The sequence below is a fragment of the Corynebacterium sp. genome (assembly GCF_030538285.1).
GTDB lineage: Bacteria > Actinomycetota > Actinomycetes > Mycobacteriales > Mycobacteriaceae > Corynebacterium.
In genome coordinates this window covers 1-14,246 of the sequence record NZ_JAUNUG010000055.1, presented here as the reverse complement: position 1 = coordinate 14,246, position 14,246 = coordinate 1, and the positions used below count along the sequence as shown (strand labels likewise).

The window sequence follows — 14,246 nt, the reverse complement described above, 5'->3', positions numbered from 1 at the left end:
CTGCGCACGGAGAAGCCCTGGCGAGGTGACGGAGGACCCGGGTTCAATTCCCGGCAGCTCCACTACTGGCAAAACCCCTGGTCGTGAATGACCGGGGGTTTTGTCATATTCACGCTGGTAGGAGCCATGTTGACATGTGGCAAAGACGGGTACCAGACAGTAGCAAGACGACTTGGATACGGGAAAGTTTGCGGGAATGGATGGCGGCGTTCCCGTACAGGCGAGGGAGGTACCCACATGGCGACCCGCAACGACGACCGCGCCGGGATGGTCAAATCCACGGAAGTGGTGACCCATCCTTTGAAGGTCAAGTAGGCATCGGCAGCGTTGCGTCAACGTTGCGGTCTTGCGAGGGCGGGGTTAGTGGGCTAGGGGATTGGTGTATCGCTGGCGCTGGTGCCTGTGAGTTGGTTGCGGGAGCGGCGGCGGGCGCGGCGCTCGGCTACTTCCTTCTCGATCTCTAGCTCTCGGCGGGCGTTCGCTTCAATGAGCACTTCTATCCATGCGGCGTGCTCCGGGTTGTCCCCGTCATACGCGTCCCACTCTCCGGGACGTTCGGAACGTACACGGTTCTGAAACGCTGCGTTCGGTACCCAACGTGCGGGGGTTCCCTCTTCGGCGGACGGGCCGTAGAACAGCTCCATTGTTCGCCCATCCTCATGGTCACGCACAATGTAACCGTTTCCGTACTCTGTGGCGGTCGAGTAGTACTTCACGGTGCGCTCCTCTCAGGGTGTGGTCCTTTGGGCTCATAGTAGCGATTGGGAGGTGGGAAAGTGGCCGCTACCTACAGTTCGCTGGCAGGGGCTTCGTGTTGTCCGGGGTCGCGGGTAGGAACTGGCGTATCGCTTGATTCGGTGGGGAACTCAGCGCATACTGGTACCAGATCTTGTACCGGTTAATTAAGGAGGAATTATGGCAGTCACGGCGACGGAGGCTCGCAAAAACCTCTTTCCCTTGATCCGTCAGGTCAATGAGGACAGCACCCCCGTCGAGATCACGTCGCGTAATGGCGATGCGGTGCTCATGTCGCGGGCGGACTACGACGCACTGGAGGAGACGGCCCACCTGCTTCGGGTGCCGGCGAATGCCCGCCACCTGCTGGAGAGCCTGGCACAGGCCCGCTCGGGAGAACGCATAGAGCGTGATTTGACGCGATGAGGTTGGTCTTCACACCCAACGGATGGAATGACTACACCTACTGGCTCGCAGCCGACCGCCAGAATCTCAAACGCATCAACCGCTTGATCGATGACGCCCTCCGGGACCTCACCTCCGGGATCGGAAAGCCAGAACCATTGCGTCACATGCTCTCGGGAACGTGGTCCAGGCGAATCAGTGAGGAACACAGGCTCGTCTATCTCGTGGACGGGGACGACCTCGTCATTCTCCAGGCCCGCTTCCACTACAGCTGAGACGCGTCGTTGTCAGTGCGTCGAGATCATCACCAGGCGCGGACTAAGGACACTGGTCTGGCAATTCTCTCGTTTCTCTTATGCCGATGGCAGCCAGCCCGCGGCCTCCTCGGCCTGCATGAGCGGTGTCACCCAGTAGTCGAGGTGCACGTCCTTGAGTCTCTTCCACGCCGGGGTTGTGGGATCGCCGGGGCTGGCGACGCCGACCAGGACCTCCGGGCCGTGGATCGCCAGACGTTCCCGGCAGATGCCACAGGGGCTGAACACCAGATGCCGGCCGTCAGTGTGCCGGGACAGGCAGATTGACGCCACGATGCGCTGGCCTAAGCGGTAGGCGGCGCAGAAGGGCTCGGTCTCATGACACAACTCAACGCCAGCGTTTGCGACCTCGGGGGCGGTCCCGATCAGCACGGTCCCGTCGGCAAGCAGCATCGCCGCAGCGCCTGGGAAGTCCTCATCGGCGGGAAAGCGGGATTCGATGAAGGTCTGGCATTCATCACGCAGCTGGCTCAGTGGGAGGTCGCCTGGAGTGTTCATCTTACTTATTTTACAAGGGGTCGAAGTGCCGAAGACCTGGGTTTCTGGCCCGGGTCGCGGGAAGCGGTTCGCAATTACGCCGCCACCGGATCCCCGGCTTTGCGAAGGCGGTGCCGCGATCACGGCCCTATTCTCCGCCGTGGATCACATCCGGGTGTCCAAATGGACCTGACGTTAAACTCCCGTTTTCGGTCTTTCCTGGGGAAATGCCAACCTAACGTCAGGTCCGTTTGGACGGTCAGGGTCCACCACCGGCAGACACCCCTACCCCTTCACGGCTCCAGTGATGCCGGAGACGATGTAGCGTTGCAGGATGATGAACAGCAGCACCACGGGGGCGGCGGCGATGACGGCGCCGGCGGTGAACACGCCCCAGTTCTCGCCGAACTGGACGGAGACGAACTGGTAGAGGCCGACGGCCAGGGTCCACTTCTGGGGGTCCTGCAGGACGATCTGCGCCATAAGGAAGTCGGAGAAGCTGGCCACGAAGGCGAGCATGCCGACGACCACCAGGGACGGGGTGATCAGGGGCAGGACGATGCGCCAGTACACCTGGGCGTGGGAGGCGCCGTCGATGACGGCGGCCTTGTCGATCTCGGTGGGCACGGTGTTGAAGAAGCCGAACATGAGGAACGTGTTCGAGCCGAGGGAGCCTCCGAGGTAGATGAGGATCAGCCCGGGCAGGGAGTTGAGGCCCAGCCAGGGGTAGACGGATTTGATGGAGAACATGAGCAGGAAGATCGCCACGAAAGCGAGCAGCTGCGGGAACATTTGCACGATGAGCAGGGCGATCAATCCGGGGCGGCGGGCCTGGAAGCGGTAGCGCGAGAATGCGAATGCTGCCGCGGCACCCATGAGGACGGTGCCGATGGCCGTCACGGAGGAAACGATCATCGAGTTGATGAACCACCGCATGTAGGGGTGCTGTTCATCGGTGAGCAGGTTCTGGTAGTTCTCCGCTCCGATCGACTGGAAGAGCTGGTTGGATCCGGTCAGGGTGCCCTCGGAGGACAGGGACGCGGAGACCACGTAGAGGATGGGGAACAGGGCGTAGACGATGATGATCCACGCCACGATGTGGCGCCAGCCGCCCCGTTTGAACTGCAGCCACGGAGAGCGGCGGTTGACCTGGAAGTCGGTGTCAGTGACCTGTGTGGACATCAGTCGATCTCCTTCAGGGAATTGGAGCGGACAAGCGTGATGGCGGAGACCACCGCGACCATGATGAAGATCATCAGGGAGATGGCGGAGGCGACGCCGTACTGGTTTTCACCGGAGGCGAATGCGATCTTGTAGACGAAGCTGATGAGGATGTCCGTCGCGCCGACGCCGGTGGGGGAGTCGAGGTCGCGGGGTCCGCCGCCGGTGAGCAGGTAGATCACGTTGAAGTTGTTGAAGTTCATCGCGAAGCTGGCCACCAGCAGCGGGCCGACGGCGACCATGAGCAGCGGCAGGGTGATCTTCCGGAAGGTGGTCCACGCCCCGGCGCCGTCGATCTTGGCGGCCTTGTACACGTCGTCGGGAATGGACTGCAGCGCACCAGTGGTGACGAGGAACATGTAGGGGAAGCCCAGCCACAGGTTGACCATGACGGCGGAGAAGCGGGCCAGCCAGGGATCACCGAGCCAGTTGATGTCCGCGCCGCCGAAGAGCACCTGGTTGAAGAAGCCGAAGTCGGTGTTGAGCAGTCCGGCCCAGATGAGGATCGACAGGAAGGCGGGGAAGGCGTACGGCATGATGACCAGCGCGCGGTAGAAGCCGCGGAACTTCATGTTCGGGTCGTTGAACAGCAGCGCCATGAGCAGGCCCGCGAAGAAGGTCAGTGCGACGGAGAGGAACGCGAAGACGAACGTCCAGGCGGTGACCTTCAGGAAGGGTCCCGCGTAGGTGGAGTCGGCGAAGACCTGCGTGAAGTTGGACAGGCCGACGTTGACGCGCCAACCGGGGAGCAGTTCTTCACCTGCCTCCGATTCGAAGCTGCCGGTGTCGTTCGGGGTGTAGACGGTGCCGTCGGCGGCGATCATGGCGTCCTGCGCCTCGTCGTAACGCATCGTCGAGAGGTAGGTGGTGGCGGTGCGCGCATCGTTGGTGCGCACGACATCCCCCTCGTCCGGGGAGAGCACGCGGACGTCGAGGACCTCCTGCTGCCGGGCCATGGCGTCTTCCGCGGAGAGGACCTCGTAGCCGGAGACCTCGGTGATCTGCCCGTCCTCGACGGTGGCCTCGACGGGCGCCAACTCCTCGCCGGTGGTGGCGGCGAGGACCTCGGTGTCGTCGATAAGCACGGCGAGGCCGAGTCCCTCCTCGCCGCTGATCACCGCGACGGGGCGGGTTTCCGCGCCGGGCACGGGCTCGTCGTACTTGAGCTCGATGGCGGTGATGGCGTCGCCCTTGGTGGAGTTGTGGCCGTCGCCGTAGTTGGTGAACGCGATGCCCGCGGTGTAGATCACCACGAACACCTGGAAAATGAGCAGCATGATCGCTGCCGGGTAAAGGTATTTCCACGGCAGGGTGCGGCGGTCATTCCAGAAGTAGATGACGTTCGCGCCGATGAGCGCGGCCACGAGAAAGACCAGCATGCCCCACTGCCCGGCGAGCCAGGAGGCGGCGATGCCGTAGAAGCCGAAGGCGTTGATGGCTGCCATGATGAGCAGCTTGATCGCCAGTCCGGCGCCCGCTTTGCGACGCCGCGGTTCGAGTGCGGTGGTCACGATTCAATCGCCCTCTCAATGTTGGTGATCATGTTGCCCCACAGCTGCTCCGGGTTGCCGGCACCGGTGACGATGCCGTTTTGCGTGGTCCCCCAGAAGTTCCACACCGCGCCCATCTGCGGGATGGACGGCATGGGGGCGCCGTCCTCCTGGGCGATGCGGGCGTACTCGGCGAGTATGGGATCGCCCATGCTGTCGAGCGCCTCGATGTTGGCGGGGGGACGTTGGTTGTTGTTAAACAGCTCGAGCTGGACCTCGGGCTGCGACAGGTAGTTCAGCGCCAGGTCTCTCGCTGCGAGCGGGGAGGAGGAGTTGGCGTTGATCATGAAGGAGGACACGCCGACGAACGGGATCGCAGGCTGCCCACCGGCTGAGGGCACGGAAAGAACCTCAATGTCCATGTTTGCTGCCTGGATGTCCGGCAGGTTCCAGGGGCCGGCGATGAAATAGGGGGATTCGCCGTCGATGAAGGCCTGTTTGGAGATGTCCGGGGTCATCGTGACGATGAGGTCGCGGTTGGTACCCAGCTCGGCGAGGTAGTTGGCGAAGGCGCGGCCTTCCTCGCCACCCATGCCCAGCTCGGCGGTATAGGCGCCGTCGGCGTCACGCTCGAAGACCTCGGCGCCGAAGGAGGACTGGATGGGGTAGAGGTGGTACGGGTCGCCGGAAGCCTCGGACTGGCTGGTGGTGAAGGGATACCTGGCGACTCCCTCGTCCATGAGCCGATGGCCCTCGGCGAGCAGATCATCGAAGGTCTCCGGGGTGTAGTCGGTCATCGCGTTGTTGCGCAGCAGGGCGACGTTTTCGATGATGAAGGGCACGCCGTAGTAGCGGCCGTCGTAGGTCACGGCCTGCAGGGCGATGTCGACGAAGTTCTCCTCCGGGTCGATGAGGTCGATCGGGGAGACGGCACCGTTGTTGACCACCTGGCCGAGCACATCGTGCGGGGCGACGATGATGTCCGGGCCCTCACCGGTGGGGACCTGGGTGAGGAAGTCAGAGAGCATCTGGCCGTTGTAGTTGCGCTGGATGACGCGGATGCTCACACCCGTGTCCTCCTGGAAACGCTCGGCGACCTTCTCCAGGCCGGGAACTTCGTACTGAGAGGCCCAGATGGTCAGGGGGCGGGGTCCGCCGAGCAGGGCTCCGGATCCGGCCGCCTGGCCGCCGCCGGAGCCGCAGGCGGACAGCGCCCCGCCTGCCAGCAGCAGCCCGGCCGCGCCGAGGAAGCCGCGGCGGGAGATTGTCAGGGAGGTCACTGGACTGTCACCTCATCAGTGCGCAGTGCGTCACCGGTCTCGCCGTCGAAGAGGTAGAGGGACTCGGGCGTGAACCACAGGTCCATGGTGTCACCGGTGGCCACGCGGGTGGCGTTGGTCAGGCGGGCCACGAGTTCGCCGCCGAGCTCATCGACGCCGGCCTCGCGTGCGGCTTCCTGCGCGGCCTCGGTGGGCTGTTCCTTCTCCGGCGGGGAGAAGTAGACGAAGCGGTCGGCGCCGGTGGACTCCACGAGGTTGAGGGTGGCGGAGATGCTCATGCCGGTCCCGCGCTTTTCCGGGGCGACGAGGTAGGCGTCCTCGAAGGCCTCCGGGCGCAGGCCCAGGATGACGGATTCGGAGGTGGTGTGGGAGGCGGCGTCGATAAGCACCTCCGGGAGGTGGATGTCTCCGAAACCGGTGGAAACAACGTTGCCGCGGAGGCGACCGGGCATGAAGTTCATCGACGGCGAGCCGATGAAGCTGGCCACGAAGAGATTGGTGGGGGAGGCGTAGAGCTCGTCCGGGGAACCTGCCTGCTGGATGATGCCCTTGCGCATGACCACGACGCGATCGCCGAGGGTCATGGCCTCGGTCTGATCGTGGGTGACGTAGACGGTGGTGACGCCGAGGTCCTTCTGCAGGCGGGCGATTTCCGCGCGCATCTGGACGCGGAGTTTCGCATCCAGGTTGGACAGGGGCTCGTCCATGAGGAAGACCTTCGGGCGGCGGACGATGGCGCGGCCCATGGCCACGCGCTGACGCTGACCGCCTGACAGTTGCGCGGGTTTGCGGTCGAGGTACTCGTCGAGGCCGAGGGAGGCGGAGACCTCCGCGACCTTGTCCTGGATCTCGTTTTTGGGCATGCGGGAGAGTTTGAGCGGGAACTCGATGTTCTCGCGGACCGTCATGTGCGGGTAGAGGGCGTAGGACTGGAAGACCATGGCGATATCACGGTCGCGGGCGGAGAGATCGTTGACAACCTGGTCGTCGAAACGTAGTTCGCCGCCGGTGATGTCCTCCAGTCCGGCGATCATGTTGAGCAGGGTGGACTTGCCGCATCCCGATGGCCCGACCAGGATGACGAATTCGCCGTCATGGATGTCGAGGTTGGCGTCGGTGATGGCGCGGTAGCCGTTGGGGTACAGCTTGTCCACGTGGTCCAGGGTGATGGTGGCCATTCGTTGTTCCTTCTCTGTGGGAAGCGCGAACCAATGAATCCGAGTCTATATGTGTGGCCAGACCATGGGAAGGGTGAGGTGTGATCTATGCTGGCCGGCTTGACGGGGTGCTAAGACTTCGCTACCTTGTAGATACGTCAACAACTTAGGGAGTTAATCAATGTCCTTCATTTCCGATGCCATCCTCCGCGGCGTGACCGGCGCCTTCATCACCAACTCCGGCGTGGGCAAGATCGGCATGCCCGCCGAGTACTCCGCTGGTGTCCAGCAGGCCGCAGCCTCCGGCATCCCGGCCCTGGCCCAGCTGCCGTCCGATAAGTTCGGCACCTGGCTCGGCTACGCCGAAACCGCCATCGGCGCCTCCCTGCTCGCCCCCTTCGTGCCCAACAAGCTGGCCGGCGCCGCCCTCACCGCCTTCTCCGGTGGCCTGCTCTCCATGTACTTCCGCAACCCGGAGAACACCGAGGCCGACGGCATCCGCCCCTCCCAGGAGGGCATGGCACTGTCCAAGGACGTCTTCATGCTGGCCATCGGCCTGGCGCTGATGGCCAAGAACAAGTAGTCGAGCCTGCGCGATCCGCATGATCCGGTCCAGCCGGAACATGCGGTCGTCTCCGCGCAGGTGGCAGTAGCCACGCAGCAGGGATTTGTTCACCAGGGTGGGGTTGGTGACCATCCGTTGCGTATCGACGCCCACCTCATCCCGGTATTCGATCACCACCGCTGTCCCCAGGGTCACCGCCGCGGCGAGGATCTGCGATTCCTCCGGGGCGAAATAGTCGGCCAGTTCCGTTTCTGTCCGGGCGATTTCCAGGCGTGTGCGCAGCGACAAGGGCGGGGTGGCGTCTTCCACCACGATGCCCAGCGTGCGAAACAGTGGGGCAGCGTCGCGCCGGGTGGCCATGAGTCCACCGCCGATGACCTGCGGATCATAGTCGGCCAGCAGGGGATCGCTCGCCGCGCGAGTGCTCGCGAACTGCGTGGCTTCGAATGCGTAGAGGTAGGAACGGCCCAGGGCACGCACCGGTGATTGCGCCCGCACGATCGGAGTGCGGATCTCCACTGCGGGGTAGATGTAGAGCTCAGCCCGGCCCAATTCTTGCTTATCGACGATCCACCGCCCCGGGTTCGCACCATCCAGCAGTGCGGCGTATTCGGCTTCCGGCAACGCCTCGCTATCGGTGGCCAGCGCCCGGCGAACCGGATCGAGCTCCGGCGTCGTGACTTCCCAGCCCAGTAGGCGGCCCACCGGGATTGCGCCCTCACTGCGGATGGGGTGGGTGGCCTCGCGGGCGGCGGCAGCCAGCAGGAAGGCGGGGACGAGCGGTTCTGCCTGGCCGGCCACGGCATCGCGGAAACGGGGAGAATCGAGCAGGTATCCGGCGGCCGTGGCGAAGGCGGAGCCTGCGGGATAGTTCTGCGGCAGGCTGCGGCGCAGGCGGTGGGCCAGCAGAATCAGTGCCGCGGCGCTGCGCGACAGTGCCTGGCGGAGGTTCACGGTCCAGTCGGTGACCTCAAAGATCGGGTGTTCGGGGAGCCCGTGTTCGGACAGGGTAAGCAGCTCATGGGCGGGGAGCTGGAAGTAAGTGCCGTCGGTGTCGAGCCGGCCAGCCAGCACCAGATCCTCCAACTGGAAGGCGAGTTTGTCGCGGTGGGCGGGCACGGGCCAGCCACAGGGGTCCAGGACGCGGATCTTTTCGGCGGCGTCATCCAGCATGAACGACTCCCCAAGGAGGGGGAGGGCGTAGAGGAGGTGCTCGGCGGGGGTCATGGCTGCAGGTTAGGGCACTCCCCGGACATTGCCCGGGGGCATTGTTCGAATCCGCAGGTCAGCGGGTTCGAACGCTGGTGAGGAAGGTTTCCGAAGCTTCCAATATGTGTCATGAACCACTTGTGCCCGCTAAGGTGAGCCACAGCTAACTCGCCCTTGACCTTGGGTTTCAGGGTGGGATGCCGCACTCCGGCGTGGACCATGTTCAAGGTAGCCTTGCCTAACTTAGGGTCGCCTTGTACTGTTCCCGCCTAGGGTTCTCTGACCCTCGCCAGGACGCTGGTGCCCCCTGACCGAACTAACAAGGACATAGACAACATCATGGCCCGTTTCCGCCACACCCTGATCGCCGCCGTCGCGGCCTCCGCCCTCGTGCTCAGCGCCTGCTCTGACGCTTCCGATGGTGAGGCCACCGGCACCGAGACGACCGCCACCGCCGCGGCTGACTCCACCACGATCACCGTCGAGGACAACCACGGCACCCAGGAAATCGCCCTGCCCGTGGAGAAGATCGCCGCCACGGACAACCGCTCCTTCGAGATCCTCGACGCCTGGGGTATCGACCTGGTGGCCGCGCCGAAGCAGCTCGTGCCGTTCAGCGTGGAGAACTACAAGAACGACGACGACATCATCGATCTGGGCACCCACCGCGAGCCCAACCTCGAGGCCCTGGCTGCCGCGCAGCCGGACCTCATTGTCAACGGTCAGCGCTTCGCCCAGCACTACGATGCCATCACCAAGCTGACCCCGGATGCCGCCATCGTCGAGTTTGAGCCGCGCGAGGGGGAGTCCCTCGACTCCGAGCTCAAGCGCCAGGCCGAGGAGCTGGGCAAGATCTTCGGCAAGGAGTCCGAGGCTGAGCAGCTCATCGCCGACTTTGACGAGGCCCTCGAGCGCGCCAAGGCTGCCTACGATCCGGAGCAGAACGTCATGGCAGTCAATGTCTCCGGCGGCACCATCGGCTACATCGCCCCCAAGGTCGGCCGCACCTACGGCCCCATCTTCGAGATGCTCGGTCTGACCCCGGCGCTCGAGGTGGACAACGCCTCTGATGATCACCAGGGTGATGACATCTCCGTCGAGGCGATCGCCTCCGCCAACCCGGACTGGATCCTCGTCCTCGACCGCGACGGTGGCACCAACACCCGTAACACCGACGAGTACATCGCCGCCGCCCAGGTCATCGAGGAGTCTGATCCGCTGAAGAACGTCACCGCCATCAAGGAGGGGCAGGTCGTCTACGCGCCGGAGGACACCTACACCAACGAGTCCATCATCACCTACACCGAGATCCTCAACGACCTGGCTGACGCTTTCGAAGCCGCCAAGTAGGAACGCAACTTAGGGCAGGGTAAGGTAACTAACCTATGACAACGACTGCGGCGGCACGCCGGGACGCGCGAACGAGGAAAAAGCTTTTCGATTGGAAGCTCATCTTCGGCATCATCGTGATCCTCGGCCTGCTCGCCGCATCGCTGTCGGTGGGGGAGTACGACATCCTCACCACCGATGACGGTTGGGAGATGTTCGCCGCCACCCGCATCCCGCGCACCATTGCCCTGGTGCTGGCAGGTGCCGCCATGGCCATGTCCGGCCTGGTCATGCAGCTGCTCACGCAGAACCGCTTCGTCGAGCCCACCACCACCGGCACCACCGAGTGGGCGGGCCTGGGGCTGCTGACGGTGACCTTTTTCATCCCGGCGGCCACCATCATGGACCGCATGCTCGGCGCCGTGATCTTCGCATTCATCGGCACGATGGTCTTCTTCCTCTTCCTGCGCCGGGTGTCCCTGCGCTCCAGCCTCATCGTGCCGATCATCGGCATCATGCTCGGCGCGGTGGTCAGCTCCATCTCTACCTTCTTCGCCCTGCAGACCGACATGCTGCAGAGCCTCGGTGTGTGGTTCGCCGGCTCCTTCACCGATATCCTGCGCGGCCAGTACGAGGTCCTGTGGGTGGTTGTCCTGGTCGTGGTGGCCATCTTCTTCTTCGCCGACCGGCTCACCGTGGCCGGTATGGGAGAGGAAGTGGCCACGAACGTCGGTCTCAACTACAACCGCATGGTGCTCATCGGCACCGGGCTGATCGCCATCGCCACCGGCGTGGTGACGGTCGTCGTCGGCAGCCTGCCCTTCCTCGGCCTCATTGTCCCGAATATCGTCTCGATGTTTCGCGGTGATGACCTACGCTCCAACCTGCCGTGGGTGGGGCTGCTGGGCATCGGCATTGTCACCGTGTGTGATCTGATCGGACGCACCATTATCTCTCCCTTCGAGATCCCCGTGTCCGTCATCCTGGGCATCATCGGTGCCATCGTCTTCGTCACCCTGATCGTGAGGCAGCGCCGTGGATAAGAAGCGTTACGTCGAGAACATGGTCGACGAGTCCACCGCGGACGGCGTCGAGAACTACCTCCACGAGGAGGATCCGCTGGCGCAGCGCCACGAGCGCGTCGAGGAATCCTGGCCGCCGCTGAAGATCAAGCCGCAGTCTGCGCGCTATGCCAGTGCTTTTCAGTCTAAAGCAGCGGCGCGGAAGTACTGGATCGCGCTGGGCACCACAGTCACCGCCGGCCTGCTCTTCGCCTTCGGTCTGCTGGCCTGGAATAACCCGATGCCTTTCGGGACGGAGACGTTCTGGCTCATCGCCGAGCGCCGCGCCGACGCTGTCATCGCCATGGCCCTGGTGGCTATCTGCCAGGCGGTGGCCACCGTCGCTTTCCAGACGGTGACCAACAACCGGATCATCACGCCGTCGATCATGGGCTTTGAGTCCCTGTACACGGCGATCCACACGTCGACGATCTACTTCTTCGGTGCCGCCGGCCTCATCGGGGCGCGCACGCTGGAGACGTTCCTGGTGCAGTTGGCGTTGATGATCGGACTGTCGCTCATCCTCTACTCCTGGCTGCTCACGGGGCGCCATTCCAATATGCACGCGATGTTGCTGGTCGGCATCGTCATCGGCGGTGGCCTGGGGTCGGTGTCGACGTTTATGCAGCGCATGCTCACCCCGAGTGAGTTCGATGTGCTCACCGCGCGGCTGTTTGGCTCCGTCAACAACGCAGATCCGGAGTACTACCCGATCGCCATCCCGCTCATCGTGGTGGCCACGGCCCTGCTGTACTTCAACTCGCGGAAGCTCAATGTCATCGCCCTGGGCCGTGACACCGCCACCAACCTGGGCCTGAACTACAAGGCGCTGGCCATTTCCACGCTGGTGCTCATCTCAGTGCTCATGGCGGTGTCGACCGCTCTTGTGGGCCCGATGACATTCCTCGGTTTCCTGGTGGCGACCCTTGCCTACCAGTTCGCGGACACCTACGATCACCGTTATCTCTTCCCGATGGCCGCGGCGATTGGTTTCGTTGTGCTCACCGGCGCGTATTTCATCATGAACCACGTCTTCTACGCGCAAGGTGTCGTCTCGATCATCATCGAGCTGGTCGGTGGTTCTGTCTTCCTCTACGTCATCCTCCGAAAGGGTCGACTGTGATTACTCTCAGCAACGTCCGTAAGGAATACAACAGCGATGTCGCCATCGGACCGGTGAACCTGGAGATCCCCTCCGGTGGTATCACCGCCCTCGTCGGCCCGAACGGTGCCGGCAAGTCGACGCTGCTTACGATGATCGGCCGCCTCCTCGGCATGGATTCGGGTGACATCAAGGTCGCGCAGTATGACATCACGACGACGAAGTCGAAGGATCTGGCCAAGATCCTGTCGATCCTGCGTCAGGAGAACCACTTCATCACCAAGCTCACGGTCCGCCAGCTCGTCGGCTTCGGCCGCTTCCCGTACTCCCACGGTCGTCTCACCGCGGAGGATGAGGAGATCATCTCCCGCTACATCGACTTCCTCCACCTCACGGATCTGGAGGACCGTTACCTCGATCAGCTTTCCGGCGGTCAGCGCCAGCGCGCGTATGTGGCGATGGTCCTGTGTCAGGAGACGGACTACGTGCTTCTCGACGAGCCCCTCAACAACCTCGACATCGCCCACTCCGTGGAGATGATGAAGCACCTGCAGTCCGCCGCCCAGGAGTTCGGTCGCACCATCATCGTCGTGCTGCATGACATCAACTTCGCGGCCCGCTACGCCGACTACATCTGCGCGGTCAAGGCCGGCAAGATCGTCGAGTTCGGGTCGCCGGAGGAAGTCATGCGCGATGACATCCTCACCGACATCTTCAACACCCCGGTCCAGGTGCTTGACGGTCCGCACGGTCTCATTGCCGTGTACCACTAGATGATTGTCTGGCTGTTCCTGGCAGTCATCGCCGGGCTTCTTATCGACGTCCCCGTAGCCCGGTCGTTCACCACACCGGTTCTCGGGGCGTTGCTATTTGTCACGTTCCTATCGATCCCGTTGCGAAGGCTGCGTATCGACGCCCGCCTCCTCGCCGTCCTCGCCTTGTTGAACTTCCTTGTCGTTCCACTGGTCGTGGGTGTGATTACCTGGCCGTTGCGTGATGACGGGGTGGTTTACGCCGCGGTTCTCCTTGTACTGCTGGCACCGTGCATCGACTACGTCATCGCCTTCAGCGGATTGGCCGGGGGAGCACGTGAGCAGCTGCTGGCAGCAACGCCCTTCCTGCTCCTCGGTCAGATGCTTCTCCTGCCGCTCTACCTGGGGTTATTCCTGGGATCCTCTGGCGTGATGACACCCGGCCCATTTCTTGAGGCCTTCCTGCTGCTTATTGTCGTGCCCCTGGCGTTGGCGACGCTGGCCCAGCGCAGCCGCTGGGCCGACTTCTGGGCGCAGGCCGGTGAGAGGGCTATGACGCCGCTCATGATGGCCACGCTCTTTGTCGTCATGGCCGGATACTCGGCCGACGCCCTACAGGAATGGCAACTTCTTCTTCCACCGGTAGCTGTCTACGTCCTATTCGCGGCCGTCATGCTTGTTCTCGGCTGGGCAATTGCCGGCGGCGCCCACCTCTCGACGCCCGCCCGCGTCTCCGCCACCTTCAGCGGTGTTACCCGCAACTCGCTCGTGGTGCTTCCCTTCGCCATGGCCATGCCCGGGGCGATCGCTCCAGTCGTGGTGGTCACCCAGACACTGGTGGAGCTAGTCGTGATGGTTGCGATGGTCTGGTCCGTGCCCTTTGTGGTGCGCCAGAATGCGGCTTGACATGGTGATTTGCTTTCTGTGAAGCAAAGTTCGTATAGTTCTTCTCGTTGCCAAGAACGGTTACCGCGAGGTAGCCGGGACGGAAACGAAAAAAGAACTTCACAGCCTGGATTTGACACAGTCAGTCCGATAGTGTAAGTTCAATAAAGCCGCTTGAGAGCCGGATCCCACCTGGTGGGACGGGGAAGAGTGTGCGGTTGTTGTGTGAGAACTCAATAGTGTGCCAATGTACTTTTGTTTGTG

General features: G+C 63.3%; 14 protein-coding genes. 7 read left to right on the top strand and 7 right to left on the bottom strand.

Features of this window, described 5'->3' with window-relative positions; genetic code table 11:
- Positions 1-368: 368 nt before the first annotated feature.
- Complete coding sequence (locus Q4G50_RS13135) at positions 369-716, bottom strand: hypothetical protein (protein WP_303378103.1); 348 nt, start codon at positions 714-716, stop codon at positions 369-371.
- A 199-nt stretch (positions 717-915) separates the two neighbouring features.
- On the opposite strand from Q4G50_RS13135, the gene Q4G50_RS13130 reads away from it, so the two are divergent.
- Together Q4G50_RS13130 and Q4G50_RS13125 are read left to right on the top strand one after the other, a co-directional pair.
- A complete protein-coding gene (locus Q4G50_RS13130; RefSeq protein ID WP_303378102.1) occupies positions 916-1,161 on the top strand; it encodes a type II toxin-antitoxin system Phd/YefM family antitoxin in 246 nt (81 codons plus the stop codon).
- The gene (locus tag Q4G50_RS13125) at positions 1,158-1,415 is read left to right on the top strand and encodes a Txe/YoeB family addiction module toxin (protein WP_303378101.1); all 258 of its coding nucleotides are present in this window, start codon (positions 1,158-1,160) and stop codon (positions 1,413-1,415) included. The genes Q4G50_RS13130 and Q4G50_RS13125 overlap by 4 nt, the downstream gene beginning before the upstream one ends.
- Positions 1,416-1,493: 78 nt before the next feature.
- Here Q4G50_RS13125 and Q4G50_RS13120 read toward each other — a convergent pair whose 3' ends face one another.
- From Q4G50_RS13120 to Q4G50_RS13095, 6 genes are all read right to left on the bottom strand, one after another.
- On the bottom strand, positions 1,494-1,952 hold the full coding sequence (locus tag Q4G50_RS13120; RefSeq protein WP_303378100.1) for a cytidine deaminase: 459 nt from the start codon (positions 1,950-1,952) through the stop codon (positions 1,494-1,496).
- A 264-nt stretch (positions 1,953-2,216) separates the two neighbouring features.
- A complete protein-coding gene (locus Q4G50_RS13115) occupies positions 2,217-3,113 on the bottom strand; it encodes a sugar ABC transporter permease (RefSeq protein ID WP_303378099.1) in 897 nt (298 codons plus the stop codon).
- A complete protein-coding gene (locus tag Q4G50_RS13110; protein WP_303378098.1) occupies positions 3,113-4,663 on the bottom strand; it encodes an ABC transporter permease subunit in 1,551 nt (516 codons plus the stop codon). The genes Q4G50_RS13115 and Q4G50_RS13110 overlap by 1 nt, the downstream gene beginning before the upstream one ends.
- Positions 4,660-5,922 (bottom strand): extracellular solute-binding protein, encoded by a 1,263-nt coding sequence (locus tag Q4G50_RS13105; protein WP_303378097.1) that lies wholly within the window; start codon positions 5,920-5,922, stop codon positions 4,660-4,662. The genes Q4G50_RS13110 and Q4G50_RS13105 overlap by 4 nt, the downstream gene beginning before the upstream one ends.
- Positions 5,919-7,100, bottom strand: a complete 1,182-nt coding sequence (locus Q4G50_RS13100; protein WP_303378096.1) for an ABC transporter ATP-binding protein — start codon at positions 7,098-7,100, stop codon at positions 5,919-5,921. The genes Q4G50_RS13105 and Q4G50_RS13100 overlap by 4 nt, the downstream gene beginning before the upstream one ends.
- 157 nt (positions 7,101-7,257) lie before the next feature.
- A complete protein-coding gene (locus Q4G50_RS13095; RefSeq protein ID WP_303378095.1) occupies positions 7,258-8,871 on the bottom strand; it encodes a hypothetical protein in 1,614 nt (537 codons plus the stop codon).
- 321 nt (positions 8,872-9,192) lie between these two features.
- Between Q4G50_RS13095 and Q4G50_RS13090 the strand changes: the two genes are divergently transcribed.
- Genes Q4G50_RS13090 through Q4G50_RS13070 form a run of 5 tightly spaced genes read left to right on the top strand, consistent with a single transcriptional unit; the run spans position 9,193 to position 14,003 of the window.
- A complete protein-coding gene (locus Q4G50_RS13090) occupies positions 9,193-10,203 on the top strand; it encodes a siderophore ABC transporter substrate-binding protein (protein ID WP_303378094.1) in 1,011 nt (336 codons plus the stop codon).
- Between the two features lie 35 nt (positions 10,204-10,238).
- Complete coding sequence (locus Q4G50_RS13085) at positions 10,239-11,225, top strand: ABC transporter permease (protein ID WP_303378093.1); 987 nt, start codon at positions 10,239-10,241, stop codon at positions 11,223-11,225.
- Positions 11,218-12,366 (top strand): iron chelate uptake ABC transporter family permease subunit, encoded by a 1,149-nt coding sequence (locus Q4G50_RS13080; RefSeq protein ID WP_303378092.1) that lies wholly within the window; start codon positions 11,218-11,220, stop codon positions 12,364-12,366. The genes Q4G50_RS13085 and Q4G50_RS13080 overlap by 8 nt, the downstream gene beginning before the upstream one ends.
- Positions 12,363-13,118: an ABC transporter ATP-binding protein gene (locus Q4G50_RS13075; protein WP_303378091.1), complete on the top strand. Its 756-nt coding sequence runs from the start codon at positions 12,363-12,365 to the stop codon at positions 13,116-13,118. The genes Q4G50_RS13080 and Q4G50_RS13075 overlap by 4 nt, the downstream gene beginning before the upstream one ends.
- The gene (locus Q4G50_RS13070) at positions 13,119-14,003 is read left to right on the top strand and encodes an arsenic resistance protein (protein WP_303378090.1); all 885 of its coding nucleotides are present in this window, start codon (positions 13,119-13,121) and stop codon (positions 14,001-14,003) included. It begins immediately after the preceding gene.
- Positions 14,004-14,246: the final 243 nt, after the last annotated feature.